At 65.5% G+C, this 24,866-nt stretch carries 26 protein-coding genes; 15 read left to right on the top strand and 11 right to left on the bottom strand.

Annotated features, from left to right (window positions below):
- Positions 1-114: 114 nt before the first annotated feature.
- Positions 115-639: a DUF992 domain-containing protein gene (locus tag ACQR1E_RS29740; protein ID WP_315714115.1), complete on the bottom strand. Its 525-nt coding sequence runs from the start codon at positions 637-639 to the stop codon at positions 115-117.
- Positions 640-759: 120 nt separating this feature from the next.
- Entirely contained in the window at positions 760-1,962 is a 1,203-nt protein-coding gene (locus ACQR1E_RS29735) for a pyridoxal phosphate-dependent aminotransferase (protein ID WP_315714114.1), read from the bottom strand.
- Between the two features lie 191 nt (positions 1,963-2,153).
- On the opposite strand from ACQR1E_RS29735, the gene ACQR1E_RS29730 reads away from it, so the two are divergent.
- From ACQR1E_RS29730 to ACQR1E_RS29715, 4 genes are all read left to right on the top strand, one after another.
- Entirely contained in the window at positions 2,154-3,386 is a 1,233-nt protein-coding gene (locus ACQR1E_RS29730; protein WP_315750065.1) for a glycosyltransferase family 87 protein, read from the top strand.
- Between the two features lie 193 nt (positions 3,387-3,579).
- Complete coding sequence (locus ACQR1E_RS29725; RefSeq protein ID WP_315714112.1) at positions 3,580-4,230, top strand: glutathione S-transferase family protein; 651 nt, start codon at positions 3,580-3,582, stop codon at positions 4,228-4,230.
- Positions 4,231-4,749: 519 nt separating this feature from the next.
- On the top strand, positions 4,750-4,884 hold the full coding sequence (locus ACQR1E_RS29720) for a hypothetical protein (protein ID WP_316166663.1): 135 nt from the start codon (positions 4,750-4,752) through the stop codon (positions 4,882-4,884).
- A gap of 115 nt (positions 4,885-4,999) precedes the next feature.
- Complete coding sequence (locus tag ACQR1E_RS29715) at positions 5,000-5,461, top strand: GNAT family N-acetyltransferase (protein ID WP_316166514.1); 462 nt, start codon at positions 5,000-5,002, stop codon at positions 5,459-5,461.
- A 161-nt stretch (positions 5,462-5,622) separates the two neighbouring features.
- Here ACQR1E_RS29715 and ACQR1E_RS29710 read toward each other — a convergent pair whose 3' ends face one another.
- From ACQR1E_RS29710 to ACQR1E_RS29695, 4 genes are all read right to left on the bottom strand, one after another.
- On the bottom strand, positions 5,623-7,605 hold the full coding sequence (locus ACQR1E_RS29710) for an AI-2E family transporter (RefSeq protein ID WP_316169325.1): 1,983 nt from the start codon (positions 7,603-7,605) through the stop codon (positions 5,623-5,625).
- 586 nt (positions 7,606-8,191) lie between these two features.
- Positions 8,192-8,512, bottom strand: a complete 321-nt coding sequence (locus ACQR1E_RS29705; protein ID WP_315714107.1) for an antibiotic biosynthesis monooxygenase family protein — start codon at positions 8,510-8,512, stop codon at positions 8,192-8,194.
- Positions 8,513-8,648: 136 nt separating this feature from the next.
- On the bottom strand, positions 8,649-9,872 hold the full coding sequence (locus ACQR1E_RS29700) for a DUF1501 domain-containing protein (protein ID WP_434897916.1): 1,224 nt from the start codon (positions 9,870-9,872) through the stop codon (positions 8,649-8,651).
- Entirely contained in the window at positions 9,869-11,389 is a 1,521-nt protein-coding gene (locus tag ACQR1E_RS29695; protein WP_434897915.1) for a DUF1800 domain-containing protein, read from the bottom strand. The genes ACQR1E_RS29700 and ACQR1E_RS29695 overlap by 4 nt, the downstream gene beginning before the upstream one ends.
- A 119-nt stretch (positions 11,390-11,508) precedes the next feature.
- On the opposite strand from ACQR1E_RS29695, the gene ACQR1E_RS29690 reads away from it, so the two are divergent.
- Genes ACQR1E_RS29690 through ACQR1E_RS29675 form a run of 4 tightly spaced genes read left to right on the top strand, consistent with a single transcriptional unit; the run spans position 11,509 to position 13,773 of the window.
- Positions 11,509-11,751: a cysteine-rich CWC family protein gene (locus ACQR1E_RS29690; protein ID WP_434897914.1), complete on the top strand. Its 243-nt coding sequence runs from the start codon at positions 11,509-11,511 to the stop codon at positions 11,749-11,751.
- Positions 11,748-12,431, top strand: coding sequence for an HAD family hydrolase (locus ACQR1E_RS29685; RefSeq protein WP_434897913.1), 684 nt, complete (start codon positions 11,748-11,750; stop codon positions 12,429-12,431). The genes ACQR1E_RS29690 and ACQR1E_RS29685 overlap by 4 nt, the downstream gene beginning before the upstream one ends.
- 40 nt (positions 12,432-12,471) lie before the next feature.
- Positions 12,472-13,275, top strand: coding sequence for a hypothetical protein (locus ACQR1E_RS29680; RefSeq protein ID WP_316169327.1), 804 nt, complete (start codon positions 12,472-12,474; stop codon positions 13,273-13,275).
- Positions 13,276-13,290: 15 nt separating this feature from the next.
- On the top strand, positions 13,291-13,773 hold the full coding sequence (locus tag ACQR1E_RS29675; protein ID WP_315714102.1) for a hypothetical protein: 483 nt from the start codon (positions 13,291-13,293) through the stop codon (positions 13,771-13,773).
- Here ACQR1E_RS29675 and ACQR1E_RS29670 read toward each other — a convergent pair.
- Complete coding sequence (locus ACQR1E_RS29670; RefSeq protein ID WP_316169329.1) at positions 13,748-14,377, bottom strand: TetR/AcrR family transcriptional regulator; 630 nt, start codon at positions 14,375-14,377, stop codon at positions 13,748-13,750. The genes ACQR1E_RS29675 and ACQR1E_RS29670 overlap by 26 nt on opposite strands.
- A 96-nt stretch (positions 14,378-14,473) precedes the next feature.
- Between ACQR1E_RS29670 and ACQR1E_RS29665 the strand changes: the two genes are divergently transcribed.
- Positions 14,474-15,256 (top strand): crotonase/enoyl-CoA hydratase family protein, encoded by a 783-nt coding sequence (locus ACQR1E_RS29665; RefSeq protein WP_316169330.1) that lies wholly within the window; start codon positions 14,474-14,476, stop codon positions 15,254-15,256.
- On the opposite strand, the gene ACQR1E_RS29660 is transcribed toward ACQR1E_RS29665, so the two are convergent.
- Genes ACQR1E_RS29660 through ACQR1E_RS29650 form a run of 3 tightly spaced genes read right to left on the bottom strand, consistent with a single transcriptional unit; the run spans position 15,253 to position 16,990 of the window.
- Positions 15,253-15,948 (bottom strand): glutathione S-transferase family protein, encoded by a 696-nt coding sequence (locus ACQR1E_RS29660; protein WP_316169331.1) that lies wholly within the window; start codon positions 15,946-15,948, stop codon positions 15,253-15,255. The genes ACQR1E_RS29665 and ACQR1E_RS29660 overlap by 4 nt on opposite strands.
- A 30-nt stretch (positions 15,949-15,978) precedes the next feature.
- Positions 15,979-16,218 carry a hypothetical protein gene (locus ACQR1E_RS29655; protein ID WP_315714098.1) on the bottom strand — a complete coding sequence of 80 codons (240 nt, stop codon included), beginning with the start codon at positions 16,216-16,218 and terminating at the stop codon, positions 15,979-15,981.
- 7 nt (positions 16,219-16,225) lie between these two features.
- On the bottom strand, positions 16,226-16,990 hold the full coding sequence (locus tag ACQR1E_RS29650; RefSeq protein ID WP_315714097.1) for a sulfite exporter TauE/SafE family protein: 765 nt from the start codon (positions 16,988-16,990) through the stop codon (positions 16,226-16,228).
- A gap of 90 nt (positions 16,991-17,080) precedes the next feature.
- Between ACQR1E_RS29650 and ACQR1E_RS29645 the strand changes: the two genes are divergently transcribed.
- From ACQR1E_RS29645 to ACQR1E_RS29620, 6 genes are all read left to right on the top strand, one after another.
- Positions 17,081-18,004 carry a LysR substrate-binding domain-containing protein gene (locus ACQR1E_RS29645; protein ID WP_315714096.1) on the top strand — a complete coding sequence of 308 codons (924 nt, stop codon included), beginning with the start codon at positions 17,081-17,083 and terminating at the stop codon, positions 18,002-18,004.
- A 66-nt stretch (positions 18,005-18,070) separates the two neighbouring features.
- Positions 18,071-18,283 (top strand): hypothetical protein, encoded by a 213-nt coding sequence (locus ACQR1E_RS29640; RefSeq protein WP_035655128.1) that lies wholly within the window; start codon positions 18,071-18,073, stop codon positions 18,281-18,283.
- A gap of 201 nt (positions 18,284-18,484) precedes the next feature.
- Positions 18,485-18,667: a hypothetical protein gene (locus ACQR1E_RS29635; protein ID WP_315714095.1), complete on the top strand. Its 183-nt coding sequence runs from the start codon at positions 18,485-18,487 to the stop codon at positions 18,665-18,667.
- A gap of 188 nt (positions 18,668-18,855) precedes the next feature.
- Positions 18,856-22,137: an excinuclease ABC subunit UvrB gene (gene uvrB, locus ACQR1E_RS29630; protein WP_434897912.1), complete on the top strand. Its 3,282-nt coding sequence runs from the start codon at positions 18,856-18,858 to the stop codon at positions 22,135-22,137.
- A gap of 31 nt (positions 22,138-22,168) precedes the next feature.
- Positions 22,169-22,477 carry a transcriptional regulator gene (locus ACQR1E_RS29625; protein ID WP_434842730.1) on the top strand — a complete coding sequence of 103 codons (309 nt, stop codon included), beginning with the start codon at positions 22,169-22,171 and terminating at the stop codon, positions 22,475-22,477.
- 411 nt (positions 22,478-22,888) lie between these two features.
- Positions 22,889-23,590: a BglII/BstYI family type II restriction endonuclease gene (locus tag ACQR1E_RS29620; RefSeq protein WP_434842729.1), complete on the top strand. Its 702-nt coding sequence runs from the start codon at positions 22,889-22,891 to the stop codon at positions 23,588-23,590.
- On the opposite strand, the gene ACQR1E_RS29615 is transcribed toward ACQR1E_RS29620, so the two are convergent.
- Positions 23,587-24,222 (bottom strand): MT-A70 family methyltransferase, encoded by a 636-nt coding sequence (locus ACQR1E_RS29615; RefSeq protein WP_434842728.1) that lies wholly within the window; start codon positions 24,220-24,222, stop codon positions 23,587-23,589. The two genes, ACQR1E_RS29620 and ACQR1E_RS29615, sit on opposite strands and share 4 nt — an antisense overlap.
- Positions 24,223-24,866: the final 644 nt, after the last annotated feature.

Below are 24,866 nucleotides of genomic sequence, written 5' to 3'. Positions count from 1 at the left end.
AGCCTTACAGTCGCACCAGATTCGCCGCGCCGTCGGCACGAGCCGGCGCGCCGACGCAGGCAGCGACTGCGACGCGTTCGCCTGGACGTGTCCGAGTCTCTCCGATCGAGGGTCTCAGCGATAGAAGCGCGAGAAGTAGGACGATGAACGGCTCGGGCTCGGGTGGATCGGCAGCAGCGGCACCAGCTCGACCTCGGTGATTCCGGCAGCGAGGTTCAAGCCGGTCTGCCCCTGCAGGCTGATCGGCTGCAGCGCCGCGGCGCGATCGGTGTCGCGCACCAGGAAGCTGCCGCCGAAGCCGACCAGAGCGGCCGCGTTGGCGGACAATCCGCCATAGCGCCCGCGCAGCTCGCTGCGGCCGAAATCGTTGACCGGTGCGCTGACCGCCCACGCCATCCTGGTCACATCCGTCAGGCCGAGATCGAGGCCGTAACGCCGGACCTTGGCGACATAGCGCTCCGGCTGGCGGCCCTGACTGCGAAACACGCAGCGCAGGCGGGACTGGGACATCACGAGCCTGCCGGAGGTCTTTCGTCCCTCGCATTCGAGCACGCCGGCGCGCATCGGCCGCCCCTGATGGGCCTGCGCGAGCGGCACGATCATCACCATCAACGCGATCGACAGCAGAAGCAGCCGCATCGAACTCCAACCCTACGCCACCAGACTTGTCGGCCGACAAAAGAAAGGCGCCATGTTCAAAACATGGCGCCTTTCGGCCTGGAAATTGGCTTCTGGTGTTTCGAGAAGGATGTTGCCCGATTACCTCAGATTGCCGCAGAAGCGCTGGATTCGCTTGCAGGCGTCCTCGAGGTCGGAGGTCTTGGTCGCGTAGGAGATGCGGAAGGCCGGGCCGAGGCCGAAGGCCGAGCCCTGCACCACGGCGACGCCCTCCGTCTCCAGCAGCTCGGTGACGAAGGCCTCGTCATTGTCGATCACCTTGCCCGACGGCGCGGTCTTGCCGATCGTCCCGGCGCAGGACGGATAGACGTAGAACGCGCCTTCCGGCCGCGGGCATTCGATGCCATTCGCCTGGTTCAGCATCGACACCACGAGGTCGCGGCGCTCCTTGAACACCTTGTTGTTGGCCGGGATGAAGTCCTGCGGACCGTTCAGGGCCTCCACCGCCGCCCATTGCGCGATCGAGCACGGGTTCGAGGTCGACTGCGACTGGATCGTCGCCATCGCCTTGATCAGGTGCGCCGGACCGCCGGCATAGCCGATGCGCCAGCCGGTCATGCAATAGGCCTTGGAGACGCCGTTCACGGTCAGCGTGCGGTCGAACAGCGAGGGCTCGACCTGCGCCGGCGTGGTGAACACGAAGTCGTCATAGACGAGGTGCTCGTACATGTCGTCGGTCATGATCCAGACATGCGGATGCTTGACCAGCACCTCGGTGAGCGCCTTCAGCTCGGCCTTGGTGTAGGCCGCGCCGGTCGGGTTCGACGGCGAGCACAGGATCAGCCACTTGGTCTTCGGCGTGATCGCCTTCTCCAGCGCCTCCGGCTGCAGCTTGAAGCCGTGGGCGGCGGTGCAGACCACCGGCACCGGCTCGCCGCCGGCGAGCGCGACCATCTCGGGATAGCTGACCCAGTACGGCGCCGGGATGATCACCTGGTCGCCGGGATTGATGGTCGCCATCAGCGCATTGTACAGCACCTGCTTGCCGCCGACACCGACGATCACCTGGTTCGGCTTATAGGTGAGGCCGTTCTCGCGCTGGAACTTGCCGATGATGGCTTCCTTCAGCTCGGGGATGCCGTCGACCGCGGTGTACTTGGTCTTGCCGTCCTGGATCGCCTTGATCGCGGCCTGCTTGATGTTGTCGGGCGTGTCGAAATCAGGCTCGCCAGCGCCGAGGCCGATGACATTGCGGCCCGCCGCTTTGAGGACGCGCGCTTTATCCGTGACCGCGATGGTCGCGGACGGCTTCACACGGTCGAGCGCAGCGGCGAGAAAGGACATCATCAGCTCCTATGCAGGCGTCGTGGATCACCCCCTCGGGGCCACGACCAGTCATGTCAGGGAAACGCCCATTTGTAGGGCCCCCAGCGCTGCATCGCAAGAAGCTTGGGCACATGGCTCCCAAGACTTTAGAGAACGTTAAAGCCGCCCCGCTAGCGTGGACCGACGATTGTCCAGAGTCTCAGGCCGAAATGACCACTATCGGGTACGCCCTGCGATCCGGCGACTGGCTGACGGCCACGCGGATCAAGTCCTACAGCTGGATTCTGCTCGCGGTCACGATCGCGGCAATCGCCGGCTGGATCGCGCTGTCCGATGGCCTGGTCGACCGCAACGGCAAGCCGATCGGCACCGACTTCTCCAACGTCTATGCGGCAGGCGTGCTGACCCTTCAGGGCAAGGCGGCCGATGCCTATAATCCGCCGCTGCAGCATGCGACGGAAAAGGCCGTGTTCGACGGCCGCGACGTGCCGTTCTTCGGCTGGCACTACCCGCCCTTCTTCTTCGCGATCGCCGCCATCACCGCCCTGCTGCCCTATGCCGGAGGGCTCGCGCTCTGGGTCGTGTCGAGCCTGCTCGCATACCTCGCGGTCATGCGCGCAATCCTGCCGCGTTCCGAGACCCTGCTGGTCGCGACCGCCTTTCCCGCCGTGTTCGTCAACATCGGTCACGGCCAGAACGCGTTCTTCACCGCGGCGCTGCTCGGCGGCGCGCTGTTGCTGATGGAGCGCGGCCGGCCGTGGGCGGCCGGCGTCCTGATCGGCCTGCTCGCCTACAAGCCGCAATTCGGCGTGCTCATTCCCGTGGCGCTGCTCGCAGGCACGCGCTGGCCGACGATTGCTGCGGCAGCCGCCACGGTGGCCGCGCTGGTCGCGATCAGCTTCGCCGCGCTCGGCAGCGACGTCTGGCACGCCTTCTTCCAGTCGATGACCTTCACACAGAGCGTCGTGCTCGAGCAAGGCGGCACCGGCTGGGAGAAGATCCAGTCGGTGTTCTCGGCCGCGCGTCATTGGGGCGCCGATATCAGGTCCGCCTATGCGCTGCAGAGCCTGCTGGCGCTGTCGCTCGCGGCCGGACTTGCATGGCTGTGGCAGAGCGAGGCCGCGTTCGATCTCAAGGCTTCGGCACTGGCGAGCGCGAGCCTGCTGGCGACGCCCTATGTGCTCGACTACGACCTCGTCGTCGTCGCGGTCGCGATCATCTTCTTCGTCCGGCACGGCCTCGCGAACGGCTTTCGCGACTACGAGCTCAGCGTGCTCGCGGCCGCCTGGATCGTGCCGCTGCTCTCGCGCAGCGTCGCCGGGCTGACGACGATACCGCTGGGCCTCATCGTTCTGATGGCCCTGTTCGCGCTGACCCTGCGCCGCGCACTCACCGATCGCGCCGTCGAGATCGGTGGACACGCGCGCATCGCGCAGGCGTGATCTCGATTGTTTGAATCTATTGGAAAGTTGTTATTCGAGAGTGCAGTGCAGTAGCGCATTTCGACTTTTTCCATCCGCCGGCTCTTGCAGCCTGCGCCCATCGGCATCATTGTCTGGCCGCATTGCGGGACGATCTGGCGTCTGGATGTGCGATGCGTCCAACCTTTGATTCCTCGAACTCGAAATCGGCCGGATGTACAAGCTCTATTCGATGCAGCGGTCAGGCAACAGCTACAAGGTCCGCCTTGCGCTCGCGCTTCTGAACGCGCCCTATCAGGCGATCGAGATCGACATCCTGCGCGGCGAGAGCCGCACGCCGGATTTTCTCGCCAAGAATCCCAGCGGCCAGGTGCCGCTGCTGGAGGTCGGCGAGGACCGCTTCATCGCCGAATCGAACGCGATCCTCTGGTATGTCGCCGGCGGCACGCCGCTGGTGCCGGAGCAGCGCATCGAGCGCGCCGAAGCGCTGCAGTGGATGTTCTTCGAGCAGCATGCGCTGGAGCCGAACATCGGCGCCGCCTATTTCTGGCTGCTGCTGGTCAAGGGCGGGCGCGACCTGCAGACACATGCGCTCGAGGACTGGATGGAGCGCGGCTACGCCGCGCTCCAGGTGATGGAGAATCATCTCAAGAGCAACGACTACTTTGCCGCGAAGCAGCTGACGGTCGCCGACATCGCGCTCTACGGCTACACCCACGTCGCCGATCGCTGCGACTTCGACCTGTCGACCTTCCCGAAGATCCGCAACTGGCTGCGCCGCGTCGAACAGACACCCGGTTTCGTCGCGATGGATTGGCAGCCGGCGCTGATCGATTCGGCCGGCATCGCCGCCGACTACGGGTGAGGCATTCACCGTAAGACTACGGACCGTCCGTAGAACAGCGGGGAAAATACACGCTTCGGCGGGAACAAACACCGCCAGCGCCATGTTCCTGCCTTTTTTTCCGATTTGCCGCCGCAATCCTGCCCAGCGCGACCTTAGAATTTACCTCTGCGAGTGATTCGCTCGCGGATGTATGGGTAAGGGATTTCGACTTCATGTCCGGGTGGCGTCTTGCTTCCGTTCCGAGGTTCAGTTGGGTCCGCGGCCATGCGTCGCCGCAGGAGTCGAACCACCGTAGAGGGCTCCGTACGCCCGTCAGCGGCTTTCACGACCACGCAACGCTCACCCTTTCGCCCAGCCTGACCACCGCCGTGGTCGCAACGATCGCGGCCAGCACGCTCTCGTTGGGTGTCAGCGTCACCATCGCGGTGGTGTCGATCCGCGCCGTCTTGTCGATGCCCGCTTAACAGGAAGCCATTTTGACAACCCTTCGCGGTTTTCGCGACAACAGGCGATGATTGTCTCGCGCACAAAATGGCGATGAAATCAACGGTCGTAATCGTTGCCGTGACCCTGGCACTCGCGATCCTGCTGGCGGCGTCACTGCTGATCCTGATCGAGCGGCGGGGCGAGCTCTCGCTCTCGCCGCTGACCGAGGAAGATCGGTCCGTCTAGGTCGAGCTGGTACGGCCGCCCGCCGCCGAACCGGTGCAGCCCGTCCCGGATTGATCGCCAACGCGGCTGCGCGTATCGAAGGTCCGTCGAGATTCAAACGGACGGCGAAGCCTTCATGCACGAAGCACTCACTGTGCGCGCCATCGCGCGCGACGACCATGATCACTGGCTGCCGCTCTGGGACGGCTACAATGCCTTCTACGGCCGTTCGGGGCCGACGGCGCTGCCGGCCGAGGTGACCGCGATGACATGGTCGCGCTTCTTCGATGCCGACGAGCCGGTCCATGCCCTGGTCGCCGAGAGCGGTGGCGAGTTGATCGGCTTGGCGCACTACCTGTTTCATCGCGCCACCACCACGATCGGGCCGCTCTGCTATCTCAACGACCTGTTCACGAGCGAGGCCGCCCGCGGCAAGGGCGTCGGACGGGCGCTGATCGAGGCGGTCTACCGCGAAGCGCGTCAGGCCGGTGCGCCGCGGGTCTATTGGCAGACGCACGAGACCAACACCACGGCACAGGTGCTCTACAACAAGATCGCCGAGCGCTCGGGCTTCATCGTCTACCGCAAGGCGCTGTGAACGGGCGGTGTCACGCCGCCGTCACGGGGCAGGCCTACGCTCCATCGAGCGCCTGATCATCCCCCGTCACCGGTCACGCGTTTCAGCGGTCCCCGTCAGTCGCCGTCTCTGACCGGGGCCGCATTTTTTTGTCTGGCCTTGGTCGTTGGACGTGGCGCGTCTCACGCTACGTTGGTCGTCGTGTTCTGCTGCTTCAATGGGACCTGCTGAGAAGCCTTCGCCTGCGCGACTTCGACGCACATTCTGACAGCCTCACCCATGCTCGCCGCGACCAGATCGGCCTTGGTGGCTTCCTGCAGCACCTTCGCGGCCTCCTGATCGACGTCGGCCGCGCAGCAGACCAACATCACTCTTGCCTTGGGGAGTCGTCGCTTCAAGCGACGAACGGAGTAGCGCATATGTGCAACGCCGGAATTGCCGATATAGATCAGGCAGGCAATCGCAACACCTGCGGGCTCGAGCTTGATGACGTTCGCCGTCGAGAGCGCCTCCGCTCCTGAGACCTTCGCGCCCAACCCGTGCACCGACGACAGTTGCGCGAGAATCACCGCCGCCGCTTCGTCGATCGGGGTTCGCCCGGCCACGCACAGGACCGGCTGCTCGCTCCGCCATCCTTCGGCGAGATTGTCCTTGCTGAGGATGGGTATCGTGTCGATTGCCCCACTGCTGGCCGAGCTGTCGACGGCCGATGCAGCTTCCGGATCGCTGGTGGTCTCGCGTTTCGCCAGCGGACCATCATTTTGATCGGAAAGATCGGCGGTCAACTCGGCGACGGCGTCACGGATCGTTGCAAGGCGATCATAGGCGAGCGCCCCTCGGTCGGCGTCGGCTTGGGCCAATTGCAGTCCCTTCACCGCGACCTCGTCGCAATAGGCAATCAACGAGCGCTCCTTCAAGAACTCCTCTGCCTTCTCGGCCGCTTCCGTCGGATCGTTCGCAAGCATGCGCTGGTAGAAGATCTCGGGAGGAGACAGCGCTGGACGATCACCGAACATGACGTCGAGGAACTCCAGGCGCTCCACATGTCGTCCGATGACGACCAGGCAGACCGTCAGCGGCGTCGCGAGCACCAACCCGATTGGGCCCCACAGCGCGGTCCAGAACGCGGCTGAAACGACCACCGCCACGGGGGACAGGCCCGTGCTGCGCCCATAGACCATCGGTTCGATGACGTGGCCGAGCAACGGCTCGACCACGAGAAACAGGGCCAAGGTCCAAATCAGCATCGACCAGCCAGGGTCGACCGCTGCCGCCAGAGCAAGCGGAAACGCCGCGGCGATGACGGCGCCGATATAGGGCACGAACCGAAGCGCTGCGGCGAGGATCCCCCAAAGGAGGGCGCTGGGGATGCCGATGAACCACAAGCCGACGCCGATCACGACGCCGAATCCGCCGTTCAGGGCGAGCTGGGTGAGGAACAGCCGGCTGAGCCTGTAAGCCGCATCATCGAGCGCCGCCGTGGTGCGCTGCAGGTCGGATGAGCCCGCAAGGCGAATGAGCCGATTCCGCAGGTCCTCGCGTTGAAGCAATATGAAGATCACGAAGATGATGATGATGCCGGTCGTCGCCAGCGGATGAATGAGCGGCGAAATCAGCGTGCGAAGACTGTCCAGCGCTCCGGGATCGGGCTGCCGGACCTCCACCGGGATCGGGGTCACAGGGACTGAGGAATTCGTTCGCAGTCCGCTCGGCAGCCGAGCCGCTTCCGGCTCTTTCGGTTTGTCGAGTTCCTTGCCCAGATCCTTGAGCATGTCCGATGCACGCTCGAGCGTCCCTCTGCCGGCTTTGGTGTCGCGGAACGACTGGATCTTGTTGCTCATCGTCGATTGATAGTTCGGCAGCTCACTGGCAAGCTGGGTGAGCTGGGTGGCGAGCAGGCTGCCCAGTGTAAAGATCACGACGAATGCGAGAACGACCACGCTGACGACGGCCAGTCCGCGCGGGGCACGAAGCCGCTGCAGTTGCGCGACCAATGGCGCCAATACGAAGCTGAGCAGGATGGCCAGGGCCACGGGGACCAGGATATCGCGACCGAAATACAGCAGCGCGATGATGATGACCGCAAAAATGGCGACGGCCAGCGCGCTGATCAGCCCGAGAACTTCCTCCGGGGTGCGGACCTTGAGCGGCTGTCTGATGATCATCGAATCTCTCTCCGAACGAGGAAGGGCAGCGCGCGTCGCTCATGCGGTCAGGCTGTCAACGTCGACGAAGGTGGCGCGTTGCAACGGAGGGAAGCTTCTGACGATGTCGCCGGCGCCGGTGGTCATATGCCGGAAGGTTCGTCCTCGATCCGAGCAACCATCCGGGCCTTCGCTAGAACAGAACGACCGAGGGCGCTGGCTGGCGCTGCCCGCCCTGCCGGACATTCGGCTTCCTGTTTCAGACACGCGATAACAGCCTCGTGAGGCTCCAGTTCCCGAGAGCGCCTGAGGTCGCATGCGCGTCTGCCGACGGCGACGACTGGTCAGCGTCGGCACACCGTCGCATCTCCGCGACTCAGCCGGAGCTTCACTGGGGCGTCGTCCTTGTTGATGTCAGCAGGTTCGGCGGTACGGCTTGCCCGGCGAGGCCCGGCGCGAGCAGCTTCCGAGGGCGCACGACCGGCGACCGTCCGGGTCCTGTCGGCCGCCGTGTCGTTCAGCGCAAATCAAGCGTCCGCTCGGCCGTGCTCAGCCAAGACGGGCCGCTGAGACGGATCTCGTCTGAATGGTGGACTCTGTCCTTGTCCTACGTCTTGCTGCCCACCGTTTGGCGGACCTCGAACCCCTCGAACTGCGGCGGGCCGAGATAGTGCACCTTGGTGTCGCCGGCCCGGTGGTGCGCGGCGCGGAAGGCTTCGGACCTGGTCCAGTCCTCGAACGCAGCTTTCGACGCCCAGATCGTGTGCGAGGCATACAGCGTATGGTCCTCCGCTTCCGGTCCCTTCAACAAGTGAAACTCGACGAAGCCCGGTACCTTGTCGAGATGGCTGTCGCGCGACAGCCAGACCTGCTCGAAGGCGGCCTCCGAGCCCTTGGCGACGCGAAAACGATTCATGGCGATGAACATGCTGATCTCCTGAGGGGTGAATGCCGCAGGTCGAGGAGTAGCAGACTTCGCGGTGCAATGCGCCAGCGGCGGTGGCCGCTGATGCCGCGATGTGGAATGCTTCAGAGCCCCGATCAGGACAGGGCGCGAGCGAGCCCTAGGCCACGAGCCCCTTGATCGGCTTCACGGCCGCGCTGTCCGGAAACACCGCGCCGCCGAGCGCGTGCTCGCCGATGCCGAGATGATCGGCGAGTACGCCCTTGAACACCGCGCGCAGATCCGTCGTCGGCGCAAGATCGCGTCCCTGGTAGAGGCTCGCCATCTTCAGCGTCGGCCAGTCGGCGATCACCCGCCCGCCCTTCACCGCGCCGCCGGCGAGCAGCGCAATCGTCCCGGTGCCATGATCGGTCCCCTGGGTGCCGTTGATCTTCGCCGTGCGCCCGAACTCGGTTGCGACCACCACGACCGTATCCCGCCAGCGCGGGCCAAGACCGCTCTCGAACTCGGCGAGCGCGCCGTCGAGGCCCGACAGGAGCTGCGCCAGCCGGCCGATTGCGCCGCCTTCATTGGCATGCGTATCCCAGCCGTCGAAGGCCAGCGCCGCGATGCGCGGACCATCATCCGCCGCGATCAGCTTCGCCGCGCCGCGCGCGACCTGGCGCATCGCCGCGATCTGGTTGCCGCCCGGCTTGGGCTTCATGTCGTCACCGAACGCGACCTTCTCGAGCTTCAGCCCTTGCGACAGCGCAGCCGCCAATGCGGGATCGCGATGCGCATAGAGGTCGACCAGCCGCGTCGCGGTGTCGTCATCGGCCTGCGGCAAGGTTACCGGCGCCCAGCCGACGGTGGGCGCTGCGCCGCGCAGCACCAGCGGTGCCGTCGGACCGACCGCGAGCGCGCCCGTGACGCGGGGGCCGCGCGGCAGCGCCTCGACTGCGCGGTTCAGCCAGCCCGATTGCACGCGGCCGGGACCGGCGAAGCCGCTTTCGAGCACGTCCTGGCCATCGAAATGCGAGCGCTCGCGATATGGTGTCGCGACCGCGTGAACCACGGCAGCCTGCTTGTCACGATACATGCGCGCGAATTCCGGCATCGACGGATGCAGCGCAAAGAACGAGTCGAGCGGCAGCGCCGGAGTTGGTCCCGTCGTCGTCAGCGCGATCGCGCCATGCAGTCCGGCGTAGTCGGGATCCCCGACCGGCGCGACGGTGGCGAGGCCATCGAGCGCGCCGCGCAGGATTACGACGATCAGCCGCGGATCGCGCTGGTCGGCGGCGCGGGCGAATTTCGGCAAATAGCCCCACGCGGCGAAGGACGCGCCTGCCAGCAGCAAGTGGCGTCGCGAGGTCAACAGCGAGGTCGCGATCCGGTCCATCGTCATCTCCTCTGGAATTCCGGCGACATCAACAGCAGCGCCAGCGCCTGCTGGCGCGACTCCGCGCGCTCGATCGTGCGGCGTGTCTCGGTCGACGCAGCATCGCCGGCGACGAGCTCGAGCAGCTCGCGCGGATCGAGATTGTTGCCGAGTCGGCCGCCGAGCTGCGACGAGATGTCCAGCCGCAGCTTCATGCCTTCCGGCGCGGCCCACACCGCATTGGTATCAGCGAATCCGTTTGGTCCCGCGGGCGTCCACAACGGCTGGCCCAGCGTGTTCAGGGAAGTGAGATAGAAGCCGGGATCCTCCGGCACGCGCGCCAGCAGCCGGCCGCCGGCGACCAGGAACTCATAGGCCGAGCGGATCTTGGTGAGCGGCGCCGACCAGGCATCGTCGGAGTCCACCAGCGCCAAGGTCAGCGCCTTGAGGTCGCCATCGCTCCTCCTGAACACGGCTTCGAGTCGTGCGACGAGCGCGGGCGGCGGATCGTCGGCAATGAAATGACGTGCGAGCTTGGCGGCGATGAACTTCGCGGTCGACGGATGCCGTGCGATGTCGGCGAGCGCAGCTTCGCCCTGGGCGAGGCCATCATCCGCATAGACCTTGCCGAGCAACGTCTGCGACCCCGGCTGATGCGCATTGGCATTGAACACGAAGCTGCCGGGCGCCGCGTTGCGGGTGTTGCGGCCGGCGAAGCTCCAGCCGGTGATGATGCGCGCCAGCGAGGTCACGTCCTCCTGGCTGTAGCCGCCGCCGACACCCAGCGTGTGCAGCTCCATGATCTCGCGCGCGAGATTCTCGTTGAGGCCGCGCTTGCGGTTCTGGCCGGCGCGCGAGTCCGGTCCGAGCGATTCCTGGTTGTCGAGAAAGAACAGCATCGCCGGGTGCTGCTCGACCGCCTTCAGCATGTCGACGAAGCGCCCGAGCACGTGCGGCCGGATCGCCTCGCGCTCGAACGCACCGGCCCACATCCGCGCCAACTCGCCCTTGCCGGCGGAGATGCAGAAATGATTCGACCAGAACGCCACCAGCCGCTCGGTGAAGCCGCAATCGGCGAGCACGGCACGCTGCAGCCGCGCCAGCGCTTCGGCACGGAACGTCTTCTGGACGACGTTCGGCGGCTGCTGGGCTTGCGCGGGCTTTGCCGGCGCTCCCTGCATCGCGGGTGCGGGGTCGGCACCGGCCGCTGGGGCCGCCGAGGGCGTTGCGGCCATGGCTTTGTCCGCGCCGTTCGGGGACAGACCGCGCGTGGGGCTGGACTGCTCCTGCGGCGCAGCCTCCGACTTCGCGGCCTCGCGGGCCCGCTTGACCTCGTCCTGATAGGCGAAGACGGCAGCGACGAGTGCTGCCGTCGGCTGCAGACCCGGCGCCTCCAGCAGCGCTCCATCGGGACGGCCGAGCTCGGCCTTGACGAAGCCGCGCGGGTCCGACGCCGCATTGACGAGATCGCCCGAGGCACCGCCACGCGCGCCGAAGCCGAAGCGATTCAATGCGACAAGAGCCGCTCGAGCATCACGCGCCATGCCACATCCTCGAGCCCGTCATCGCGGGAGCTCCCGAAACGCTGTGTTGCCGCGACCGCAGACTGCGATGGCGCGGCAGATTGTCACGCACTATACTTGCCCCGGCAGATGAACCGGACATGAAAAGGGGCTGGTCGGACGTGGTTCCGAAGGTGACAAATCGTTTAGCGGACATGACCGCGCGGCAACTCATCTGCGAGTCGTGCGGCACGGCGTTCAGCTGCGATCCGGGCGGCTCCTGCTGGTGCTTCGACGAGGCCGTGCGCCTGCCGCTGCCCAAGACCGGACAAAGCAATTTCAAGGACTGCCTGTGCGCCAACTGCCTCAAGAGACTGGCGGGCAAACCGGAGCCGGGCTCGTGACGCGCTGGCACGTCGAAGCCGTCCTGCTCGACATGGACGGCACGCTGCTCGACACCGAGAAGGTCTATCTCGAAGCTGCGATCGCGGCGCTGAATGCGCTCGGCTACAGCGATGGCGTCGTCGAGCTCTGTCACGCGATGATCGGCATTCCCGGACCCGACAACGAGCAGACCCTGCGCGACCATTTCGGCGACGATTTTCCGCTGGCCGAAGTCAACCGCCTGTTCGCGGCCAAGACGGTCGAGATCCTGCAGGCGGGCATGCCGCTGAAGCCTGGCGTCATCGCGCTGCTCGATGCGATCGACGCGGTCGGCCTGCCCAAGGCCGTCGTCACCTCGTCCTCGCGCCGCACGGCCGCGGAGCATCTCCGCCTCGCCCGCATCGATCACCGCTTCGATGCGGTCCTGACGCGCGACGACGTGACCCGGGCGAAACCGCATCCGGACCTCTACCTGCTCGCCGCCGAACGGCTGCGGACGCACGCGCCGGCCTGCGTCGCGATCGAGGATTCCAATCCCGGCGTCGCCTCTGCGCACGCCGCCGGCGCGATCACCTTGATGGTGCCGGACATCGTGCCGCCGAACGATCATTCGCGGGCGAATGCGGCGGCCGTGCTGCCGGATCTCGATGCCGCCATCGCGCTGCTCGCGCGCCGTTCGGTGTTGCCCCTCAGGACGTGACGTCACCTCGGCAGGCTGTGAATTGCCGTGCAGCCTTCTCATGAGCCATTTTCTTCAAACGCGGCCGAACACGGTCACGATCGGTTCACGTCGTTGCGCGCCGCCGGCGGCCCTATCGGATGCATTAACCCGCACGCACTACCGTGCAGGCGTTGGCGGATGGGCTTATTTCATGTTGCGATTCATTGGCGCCGCAGGTGCGGCATTTTTGGCTGCGTTCGCAGGAGTGAGTTGGGCGGTCAGGGGATTTCCGCTTCCGGATGGACCGTGGCGGGGCATGATGCGGACAGCTTCGATTGAAACGGTCTCAAACCTTGCTGCGCCGGCGCCGGGGGGCGTGGCTGTCGTGGCTCCCCTATCCCCGACGGTCGACATGACCTTCGGCGGCCCGGAGGCAAAGGAGTTCGACCGCAAGGCGTGGCTCGCGCAGCACACCTCGCAGAGCGACAAGAATCCCAAGCTCGACGCGTTGCGGATGGACGCGTTGCAGGCCGCGACGGCCTACAAGCTGTCGCCGTGCGACAAGACCATGAAGCAGAACCTGGTGGACGCACTGACGGCCTACACCCGCGCCTATGTTGCCAAGCTGGATTGCAAGCGGCAGTTCTGGGGCGCAAAGATCTGCACCGACAAATCGCTGCAGGAGGCGGCCGACAGCGTCGGCACGCCGCTCGATCAGCGCGTGAAGGAGGCGTTGTTCGAAGCCTTCGAGGAGAAGGGGATCACCAAGGCGGACTTTCCGGCCGATGTGCGTGAGGAGGTCCCGCAATTCGCCGGACCCGCCTTCTGGTCCGACGAGTCTGCGGTGTGCCGGACGCGGCAGGCGCAACGGGACCGGCGATAGCAAACGAGCGCTGCCATGAACCGGCTGATCTTCATCATTGCGGCCATCGTCGTCTGGCAGGTTGGCGGACGCCTGTTCCTGACCGAAGCGCCGACCGCGGCGGCGTTTCCGCCGGTCACCGGCGCGGAGTTTCAGGACCACGAGAAATACACCGAGGACGCCCGGCGTTCGCAGCGCGAAGACGCGCTGAAGTCGCTCGACCTCGCCTGGAGCGACCGCTGCGGCGCCAAGCGCGACAGCTTCATCAGCGGCCTCAACCACTACTACTATCACCGGCAGAACCAGAACGAGCGCTATCCCGAGACCTATGGTCCGGCTGGCGCCGCCTATATCGCCGGCGTATGGACCACCGCCGAGGATCGAAGGATCGAACGGCTTACCCAGGAAGCCTACGCCGCCGGCTACATCAAGCCATCCGATTTCGACGGCATGGCCAGCCGGATGGTCGCAACGATCGTTCGCGGCGAGCAGGTCAGGGGACACGGCTGCGCCGGCTGACAGTGCTGCGGGAAGCATATCGCCTCCCCTTCGGCAGCGCCGCCGCGACCAGCGTCCGTGCCGCCGCGCCCGCGGTTTCCATGTAGCTGGCGTCCCGATGCAGCAGCACGACCGCGAAGGCGCCGTCGAGCAGCAGCAGCATCTGCCGCGCGAGCCCGCCGGCTTCGGCAATTCCCTGCTCCTCGAAGATCGCCTGCAGCCAGGCCTCGAACTTCTTCTTGTGGGCGGCGCCGATCCTGATCGCGGGATGGCCGGGCAGATTGGCGAGTTCTGCGGTGGTGCGCAGGAAGCCGCAGCCGCGCCATTTCGGATGTCGCGCGGCGCGCGCGAGCTGGTTGAAGATCCCGGCGATCTTGTCGGGCAGCCCGCCCTCGGTCTCGTCGAACCAGCGCTTGAACAGCGTCAGGTTCGGTTGGTCGCGCGCGGCAAGATAGGCCGCGACCAGATCGTCCTTGCTGCGGAAATGATAGTACAGCGTCTTCTTGGTGACCCCCGCCTTTTCCGCCACCGCGTCGACGCTGACGGCGCGGATGCCATCGGCATAGAACAGCCTGCTCGCGGCGGCGACGATGCGGGCGGGCGTGGGATCGGAGGAACGGGGCATGGCGGCGCTCGGTCAATGTATACTGACCAGTGAATATACCTCGGCTGCCGCGGCGCCTAGTCTTCACCTGCTCCAACCGCCAGCCTGCGAGACACCATGACCGACCTCATCCTGCTCGACATCTCCGACCGCATCGCCGTGATCACGCTGAACCGGCCGCAGCGGCTGAACGCGCTCAGCTACGCGCTGATCGATCGATTGATGGCCGCGCTCGACCGCATCGAGACCGATGCCGGCGTCAGGGCCGTGATCCTCACCGGTGCGGGACAACGCGCCTTCTCGGCCGGCGCCGACATCGACGAATTCACCGCAAGCGTCCGCCAGGGGCGCGCTGCCGCGCTGCGCGACTTCGTCCGGCGCGGCCAGGCGATGACGGCGCGGCTGGAGGCGTTCCGCAAGCCGGTCATCGCCGCCGTCAACGGGCTCGCCTTCGGCGGCGGCTGCGAGATCACCGAGGCCGTGCATCTTGCGGTCGCGAGCGAGCGCGCCAGCTTCGCCAAGCCCGAGATCAGGCTCGGCATGCCGCCGACCTTCGGCGGCACGCAGCGGCTGCCGCGGCTGGTCGGCCGCAAGCGCGGACTCGAGCTGCTGCTGACCGGCGATTCTTTCCCGGCGCCGCGCGCGCTGGAGATCGGCCTCGTCAACGCCGTCGTGCCGCATCACGAGCTGTTGCCGGCGGCGCGCGCGCTGGCGCAGCGCATCATCCGCCACGGACCGGACACCGTCGCCGGCATCATCACCGCCGCGACGCGCGGGCTCAACATGGCGATCGGCGAAGGGCTACAGGTCGAGAGCGAACAGTTCGCGAGCCTGGTCGGCAGCCGCGATCTCACCGATGGGCTGGCGGCCTGGCGCGAGCGCCGGCCGCCGCGTTGCTAGACCGGATGGCCCGGCGACTTGCGCGCCAGCCCATCGAATGCATCGAGCAGCCGCTCGCGCCAGGCATGGACGCTGTCGCTCTCCTCGAGCAGCCGGAACGGGCTCACCACGCGCGCCCATTGGAACCCCCCGAACACGATGTAGTCGGCATAGTCAGGCGTATCGCCGCCGATGAAGGCCTGCGTCTTCAGGGTTTGCCGCAGCGGCTCCAGCGACCTGCGGAAGCCGATGACCGCCTGGTCGCGCGAGGCCATGACCTCTTCGAGGCTCTTGCCGAACCGCGCCTCGCGCGATTTGCGGAAATAGTCGGCATCCTCGGCGGCGAGGTTCTTCGGAATGTCGGCGATGATCAGCGGAAAGATGCCGCCGACGATGGCGATATCGCCCCAGGCATTGAGGAAGCGCGCCATCGCGCGGCCGCCGGCGCCGCCGAACAGCGACGGCCGGTCCGGATAGGTGTCCTCGAGGTAGTTGGCGATCGCCCAGGAATCGGCCACCGCGCGGTCGCCGTCGAGCATGACCGGCACCTTCTCCGATCCATGCGGCGCGATCGCGCTTTTCTCGGTGAAGCGCCACGGAATCGTATCAGCGCTCAGCCCCTTGTGCGCCAGCGCCATCCGCGTGCGCCAGCAAAAGGGGCTGAACGGGCGGCCCGCATCGGTCCCGACGAGTTCATACAGTTTCACGGCCATTCCCGGTCCTTCCTCCAAGTCCGGACCGTTCTAGCGCACGACGCGGCCGTTGTCGCGCAGCAGCCGCGCACCGGCATCGGTGACGATGATGAAGAGGCCGGCGCCCGTGATCGCCTCGCGCGTGACATAGCCCAGATCGGCGGCATCCTCCCACACCGTCAGGCGCGGGCAGCTCGTCCGCCAGGTCGCCACCACTTCGGCATGGCTGCGCGGCGCGCGCGCGACCCATTCGACGAAGTCCAGCACCAGGGGGTCTGCCGATACGGCCATGCTCGCCTCACTCTGCCGCCGCCGAGCTCTGCGCGGCCAGCAGCAGCCAGCCGCCATAGAGGATGTAGTAGCTCGCCACCGCCGTGATGATGCGGTTGGCCCAGGTGCGGAACTGCTGCTCGCTCATCGCCTCGAGCAGCCGCCGCGCCAGGCTCGTGCCGAGCATCGACGCGCCGACGGCGACGAGCGCGAGCACCGGATCGAGGCCCGCGGCCTGATCGATGATGCCGCCGAAATAGATCAGCTTGGTGAGGTGGCTCGCGACCTGACACGTCGCCTTGGTGGCGACGATCGAGCGGCGGTCGAACCGCGCGCCGAGAAAGAACGTGTCGAGCAGCGGCCCCGACACGCCGGTCATCAGCATCAGCCCCATGCAGATCGTGCCGTAGATCGCGCCCTGCCAGACGCTGTCCGGATCGGGCTTGAGGCCGGCCGGCATCAGCCGCGCCATGAACGGGGTGACGCCGAGCAGCAGGAGCGCCGCCGGCTTGTCCGGCACGTAGCGCACCAGCGCCCACAGGCCGAGCGCCAGCGCGCAGCCGACGAGATACACCGCGACCGGCCGCCAGCGGATGTGCCGGCGCCACAGCACCGCACGCCAGCCATTGGACGCCATCTGCGTCGCCGCGTGCAGCACCATCGCCGCCGGCAGCGGCATGATCGCCAGCAGCACGCCGATCAGGATCAGCCCGCCGGCCATGCCGAACAGGCCCGACAGGAACGCCGTCGCCACCATCAGCAATCCGAGCGCTGCAATCAGGGCGGGTGTCATGGCTGATCTCCTCGCCATGCAATTTGTCGCACTGGCGATATCCGCACAAACCGAGTTATCTTGCCCTCCATCAGTTTTCCTGAGGGCGCGATGAGACGGCTGCTGTTCCTCAACGGCATCAAGGCGTTCGAGGCGGCGGCGCGCACCGGCAGCTTCGCCGCGGCAGGCAGCGAGCTCAACGTCTCCGCGGCCGCGATCAGCCGCATGGTCAATCTGCTCGAGCAGCGGCTGGGCGTCGTGCTGTTCGAGCGCAAGGCCAACCGCCTGGCGCTCACCGCCGCCGGCCGCGCCTATCAGAGCGGGCTGACGCCGATCTTCGACGCGCTGTCGAGCCTGACCGCGCAGATCATGGCGCCGTCATCGATGCGGGTGCTGACGCTCGGCGTCGGGCCGACGTTCGCGATGAAATGGCTGATCCCGCGTCTGGCCGATTTCAGCACCGAGCAGCCGGACATCGAGGTCCGCATCACCACCGGCGGGGCGGCGGTGCCGTTCGGTGACGACTGGAGCTGCGGCATCAAGCTCGGCCACGGCGCCTGGCCGGGCCTCGTCGCCGAGCCGCTGTTCGCCGCGGATCTCGTGCCGGTGTGCACGCCGCGGCTCGCCGCGACCTTGAAGAAGCCGGCCGATCTCAAGGGCTCGAGCCTGCTGCGGGTGTCGCATGCCGCCGAGGACTGGGCGTTGTGGCTGAAGGCCGCGGGCGTCACGCGCGTCAGCGCGCGCGGCACCGAGTTCCAGTACTATGGACATGCGCTGCAGGCCGCGATCGACGGGCTCGGCGTCGCCATGGGCATCCGTCCCTATATCGACGACGACCTCGCGGCGGGACGCTTGGTTGCACCGTTTGCATTGACCGTCCCAAAAGGCGAGCGCTGGTATCTTGTCTACCGCCATTTCCAGGCCGGCCAACGTGATTTCGCCGCGTTCCGACGCTGGATCATGCGCGCGGCGTCACAGCCCGCGACCCGGAATTCCCAGCGCAGGGACGCCATCAAAAAAGACGCTGACGTGTGAACCCGTTCACAAATGCTCGGACCAATTCATGCTGTCGTTGCCGTTCGGGACATCCAGGACTGCGCAATGACGTATTTGTACGAGGACTTCGCCATCGAGCCGTTCGAAGCAGGACGCGGCTTGTGGCACGCGCGGATCCGCCGCGCGGACATGACCCCGGTGGTGATCAATGGCGTTTCGTTCCCCTCGCTCGAAGTCGGCTTCGCCTGGTCCGATGCGGACATGGCGATTGCCGACGCGAAAAGCCATATCGACCGCTTTCGCAAGCGGTGGCGCTGACAGCTGCAGACCGAACCGCAGCACTTTGAAGCACGCGACGGAGGATATCGACCGACCCCCGGGAAAAGACGGATAGCGCGACGTGGAACAATCTCCGAGAGTGAAGTCCCCGAGAGTCCCCCCGCGCGGCCAGACGGTTCCAAGCCAACATCAAACGCCAATTCGAAATGCCGAGTGTATTCGTAATGCGGACTGCAATTCATGGCTGAGCCTGCCGTCAAACACCTCGCTTTTTCGGTGCGTACGCGATGCCCGGACTGCGATGCGGAGCTGAGCGTCCTGAGCGTCATCAACGGCCGCGGCGGTTCCGAGTACTGGGCCCTGCAATGCGTCGCCTGCCACGGCGTGCATCTCGACATCGTCGAGCAGCCGACGCGGCATTGAACGGCAGCGTAGCGTCGCGGCAACGCCATCGTGCGCGCCATGGCTCGCGAGTCGCCCGCTGATCTCGTGTGGCCTTTCGGGAGCACGTGCGTCTCGATGCCTGCTGCTGCCACCATGCTGTCAGCAAGGCTGGTGCGCGGCGCCCGATCACTCTTTCAACTCGGCGCCATCCGTCCCATATTCGGGCCATGGCGAAGACCCCCGACACTCCCAAGAAGCCAGGCCGAACCCCGAAATCGAAAGCGCACCGGCCCGACGTGCAGCCGATCGCGCCCGCGCTCGCCGAGCTGCTCAATCCCGCCATCAACCGGGGCGAGAGCGGCATCGGTTCCTCAACGGGACTGAAGCCGCCGCCGGACAATTCCTGGGACCGCCGCAGCGGCGGCGAGGCCGCCGCGCACCGCGCGCGGGCGTCGACGCGCGGCAAGAGCGCTGAGGTTGCGGCCCGCGACACGTCCGATCGCCCGATCCCGCTGCGGCCGAATCCGCAGCCGGTGGGTGGACGTTCATCGTCAAACAACGATCCGTCGCATGGCCCGCCCCCACCCAACCCTCCCCCGCACGCGGGGGAGGGCTCCAGGCGGCAGGCGCCGCGTGCCGGCGCCAGCGATGATGCCGAGACTGCGCCGCTAGCGTCCCCTCCCCCGCGTGCGGGGGAGGGCCAGGGTGGGGGCCTCCCTCCGCAGCATCACCCCCTCGGGGCGGATGACGCCGCCTCAGCCTCCGGACTCACCGAAGCGCCGCAAGCCAATTACGGCACCGCCGCCACCATCCCGACGCTCGATCCGGAACTGGCGCGGCAGCTCGGCCTGCCCACCGCCGAGGACGACGAGGAGGCGCTCGCCCGCCCGCCGCGCAACAAGATGGAGGCGCTCGGCGTCAAGGCCACGGCGGAAGCGCTGGAGTCGCTGATCCGCGAGGGCCGTCCCGAGTTCCGCAAGGACGACGGCTCGGTCAAGGTGTGGACGCCGCACCGGCCGCCGCGCCCCGAGAAGTCGGAAGGCGGCGTCCGCTTCGAGATCAAGTCGGCCTATGAGCCGAAGGGCGACCAGCCGCAGGCGATCAAGGAGCTGGTCGAGGGCATCGCGCGCAACGACCGCACCCAGGTGCTGCTCGGCGTCACCGGCTCCGGCAAGACCTACACCATGGCGAAGGTGATCGAGGCGACGCAGCGCCCGGCCATCATCCTCGCGCCGAACAAGACGCTCGCCGCGCAGCTCTATGGCGAGTTCAAGAGCTTCTTCCCGGACAACGCGGTCGAGTACTTCGTCTCGTACTACGACTACTACCAGCCCGAGGCCTACGTCCCGCGCACCGACACCTACATCGAGAAGGATTCCTCGATCAACGAGCAGATCGACCGGATGCGCCACGCCGCGACGCGCGCGCTGCTCGAGCGCGACGACGTCATCATCGTCGCCTCGGTGTCCTGCATCTACGGTATCGGCTCGGTCGAGACCTACACCGCGATGACCTTCGCGCTGAAGAAGGGCGAGCGCATCGACCAGCGCCAGCTCATCGCCGACCTCGTCGCTTTGCAATACAAGCGAACCCAGCACGATTTCACCCGCGGCACCTTTCGCGTGCGGGGCGACGTCATCGACATCTTCCCGGCGCACTATGAGGACCGCGCCTGGCGCGTGAACCTGTTCGGCGACACGGTGGAGAACATCGAGGAGTTCGATCCGCTCACCGGCCACAAGCAGGACGAGCTGGAGTTCATCAAGGTCTACGCCAATTCGCACTATGTGACGCCGCGCCCGACCCTGGTGCAAGCGATGAAGTCGATCAAGTCCGAGTTGAAGATGCGGCTCGACCAGCTGCATGCGCAGGGCCGCCTGCTCGAGGCGCAGCGGCTGGAGCAGCGCACCACCTTCGATCTGGAGATGATGGAGGCGACCGGCAGTTGCGCCGGCATCGAGAACTACTCACGCTATCTCACCGGCCGGCTGCCCGGCGAGCCGCCGCCGACCTTGTTCGAATACGTCCCCGACAATGCGCTGGTGTTCGCCGACGAGAGCCACGTCACGATCCCGCAGATCGGCGGCATGTTCCGCGGCGACTTCCGCCGCAAGGCGACGCTCGCCGAATACGGCTTCCGCCTGCCGTCCTGCATGGACAACCGCCCGCTGCGCTTCGAGGAATGGGACATGATGCGGCCGCAGACCGTGGCGGTGTCGGCGACCCCCGGCGGCTGGGAGCTGAACGAGGCCGGCGGCGTGTTCGTCGAGCAGGTCATCCGCCCGACCGGGCTGATTGATCCCCCCGTCGACATCCGCCCCGCGCGCACCCAGGTCGACGATCTGCTCGGCGAGGTCCGCGCGACCGCGCAGGCCGGCTACCGCTCGCTGATCACGGTGCTGACCAAGCGCATGGCCGAGGACCTCACCGAATATCTGCACGAGCAGGGCATCCGCGTCCGCTACATGCATTCGGACATCGACACCATCGAGCGCATCGAGATCATCCGTGACTTGCGCCTCGGCGCGTTCGACGCGCTGGTCGGCATCAACCTGCTGCGCGAGGGCCTCGACATCCCCGAATGCGCGCTGGTCGCGATCCTCGACGCCGACAAGGAAGGTTTTCTGCGCAGCGAGACCTCGCTGATCCAGACCATCGGCCGCGCCGCGCGCAACGTCGACGGCAAGGTGATCCTCTACGCCGATCAGATGACCGGCTCGATGGAGCGCGCCATCGCCGAGACCAACCGCCGCCGCGAGAAGCAGGTCGAGTACAACACGGCCCACGGCATCACGCCGGAGAGCGTGAAGAAGTCGATCGGCGACATCCTCAACTCGGTCTACGAGCGCGACCACGTGCTGATCGAGACCGGCGGCGGCACCACCACCGACGACGTCATCTCGATCGGCCACAATTTCGAGGCGGTGCTGGCCGATCTCGAAACCCGGATGCGCGAAGCCGCCGCCGATTTGAACTTCGAGGAAGCCGCCCGCCTCCGCGACGAGGTCAAGCGCCTCCGCGCCACCGAGCTCGCGGTGGTCGACGACCCCACCGCCAAGCAGCGCACCGTGCAAGGCAAGGCCGGCGCCTACGCCGGCGCCAAGAAATACGGCGACGCCGCCAATCTCCCGACCACCGCGATGAAGGGCCGTGGCGGCGCGTCTTCGCGAGGCGGCTCCTCTTCACCCTCCCCTGGAGGGGGAGGGTCGGCCGCCAAAGGCGGCCGGGGTGGGGTGAAGCCCCGCGACCCGCTCGCGCCGTCCCTCGACGACATCATCAGCGGCGGCCCAAGCACCGGCTCCAAAGTCCACAAGCCGCATCTCGACGAGATGCACGGCCCGGAATCCCTGCCCTACCGCCCCCACGCCAAGCTGCCGCCAAAGCCATTCGGCAACAGCAGCAAGATCATCCAGCCCACCAACTCCCGCGAGTCCGGCCCCGAATTCGGCCCGGCTCCGCGCTCGACCGGTGGCGCGCCGGGAAAGCGCGGCGGGTGGAAGAAGCGGTGAGGTGTACACTGCGTGGAATGGAGCGAGAAGCGTGAAGACAAAGCGTTTCGACAAGCTGGTTCATCGGCACGCGAAGGCGGACGCGAGATTCGCAGCAGCGCTTCTTCGCGAAGGTGTCGACGCAATGCTCAGCGGCGACATGGAAACCGGCAAGACGATTCTTCGCGACTGCATCAAGGCGACCGTCGGATTCGAAAAACTCGGCGAGGCGATCGATACACCACCCAAGAGCCTGATCCGCATGTTCGGCCCGCAGGGCAACCCGCAAGCCAAGAACCTCTTCAACGTGATCGGCTATCTACAGAAGCAGGCGGTATTGCAGCTTCACGTCGCCGATTAGACGATCGAGCGTGGGACAAGTCATAAGCTCCATCCGGACGAGAACGTCGTCCAAGATGGTTTCAACATAAGGTCCAGCTACCGTTTCGGAACGCTAAATATCGCTAAGCGCAGCTTCCCTTTGTTGATCGTGTCAATTAAAGACCCAACGAAAACACGCTTGGTTTGCGTGTTCACAAGACGATAAGGTCCAGCGAGCATCTTCTCGCCCCTTCGAGTTTTTACACCGTGGATCGTGACGCTGGTTGGTCGAGAGATTACAGACTTTCTCTTGTTCGATACCTTCTTCACCGCTGTGCTCCCAATACAATTTGAAGGTCTAGAGCAATCTGCTTGGTCTAATTTCTGTGCTAGCGGATGGGCTTTCCTCTAGCTATCTTGCCTCTGATTCGGCGCTGGATGTCCAGGGATAATGTTCGAAACCTACACCTATGATGATCCGACCGTATTGCCGGCCACGGCACGCGATCACTGGGAGTACATGGAGACGAACTCGGCGGCCGCAGTAATGCAAGCGGTCTGCGGTCCTGAATGGCAAGACATTGTTGATGTTCTTTCAACCTACCGACTTAGTCCAGAGTATTGGCTAAAGCCCGGAGGAAACCGGGGTGACATCGCCGATCAAATCGATACTCTTTTTTCAGCTCGTGGTTGGCGCGAAGCCCGCCTCGATCTTGAGACCACGGGCATTTTGCTCGACCGAAACAATAACCTGATAGAGACGCTCCCGCCGGTGCGCCAGGAAGGTTATCTCGTCGATAACTACAAGGGCCGCGTTGTCCTTGACGTCGAGTGGAACGCAAAGGATGGAAACCTCGATCGTGATCTGGCTTCCTATCGGTCTTGGTACGAGGCCGGAGTGATCTCGGCCGGAGTCATTATCACCAAGGATCGGCTGAGCCTATTGAACTTGGCTAGACGTATCTGGTCCGAGTATCAGGCAACACTTCCTGAGGCAAACCGGTCCACAAGGCTCCCCATCGACTTAAGCACTTCAACCGTGACCGCTTTCGACAAGGCGAAAATGCGCGTCCGCCGTGGAGTGATGGGAACGTGCCCGGTTTTGATAGTAGCGGCCAGTGAGCGAACTTGGGATGGGCAGCCGTACCGCTAGTCCGCGCTGAGCAGACCAGCCTGCGAATGATTGGAATATGTCTTCCACGTCGGCTTGTAATCCTCGGCTTGGTTTCCCCAGGTCGACCAACCCTTGCGCGGACCGCGTCCGAACAACTCAATGAACGGACCGGGTGAGCAGGCTTCGATTATATCGTACTGCTCATCAGGCTTCCGGGAGTGTTCGCGCTTGCGGGTCTCGATCATGTTCACTTGCCGACGCCCCGGCGCCAAGGTCCGAGCATTCTTGCCGCGCACACCGAAGAGGATCAACTCGGTGACATTTCGAAAGTAAAACCCGACGCCTCGCCCGTCCGAGCCACCATCCTTGCGTATCTTGTGCCAGACGATGTTGGACTTGTACGTAAAACCCCAAGCCTTCAACACAGCGAGACCATCCGGCAACAGCGCGTTGGGGCACCACATGTAGAGATGCGAAGTCGCAGCGGAAATTTGACCTAATGGCAGCTCGCAGATTTCATCGAGCTTCATTGTGCCGTAGCGCGCGAGACGCTTATGTTCCGGCGCAACTTTGCCCGTCTTGTTTGTAAACTGCCAAGGCGGGTCTGCAAGGATCGTCCCGAAGCGCCGGCCATCTGCAAAGCGAATAAGATCTTCTCCGGCCGAGAGCATTGCCGACTCCACGTGAGACATTTGATCGGTATACGGGCTATGGCAGGATTTAGATATCATGTTCGCTATATGTTCTCAAGATGTCCAGTGGATAATTTCGAGCTCGATCTGATGCAACGGCAATGCTCGCGCAGTTGTCCCTGCGTCTCGTCTAGAAAAACGAAGACAGACGCCTCTCTGTCGGGCTGCTGTCTCGCCCTAAAAGCCCAATAGCGGTCCTCGCATCGCGGGCATGTCAGCCCGCGGGCCACAACTTCGGAGAGGAGCCGCAGTCCAGAGACAGGCGCACGAGCTCCATCCGACAGCGCGTGAGACGCAGCGTTCGTTCCGAAAAATAAAAACATCTTGCGTATTTTCGGAAATCATGATTATCTCCCCGCATCCCGCCTCACCGCAGAGGGGCGTAGCGCGCGATCGTCACGACACGCGAGGCGGGGATGCGATGGCCGCGAGAGATCGCAGCATCTTCTCACGAAGGCGCGGACGAACGATCGCTTGCGGACGTGAAGTCGCAGCGTCCTGATACCCCGACGCTGGTATCAACCTGGCGCAATGCGAGCGCATTGTGCTGGGGATGGTGGCCAACAAGCCCGGCGCACCAGGGAGACTGCGTATAAGCGTGAAGACCGTCGCGCAGGGAATGC

This window comes from Bradyrhizobium sp. HKCCYLRH1030 (assembly GCF_051168395.1).
Lineage (GTDB): Bacteria > Pseudomonadota > Alphaproteobacteria > Rhizobiales > Xanthobacteraceae > Bradyrhizobium.
This window is presented reverse-complemented; position numbering and strand designations above follow the sequence as displayed.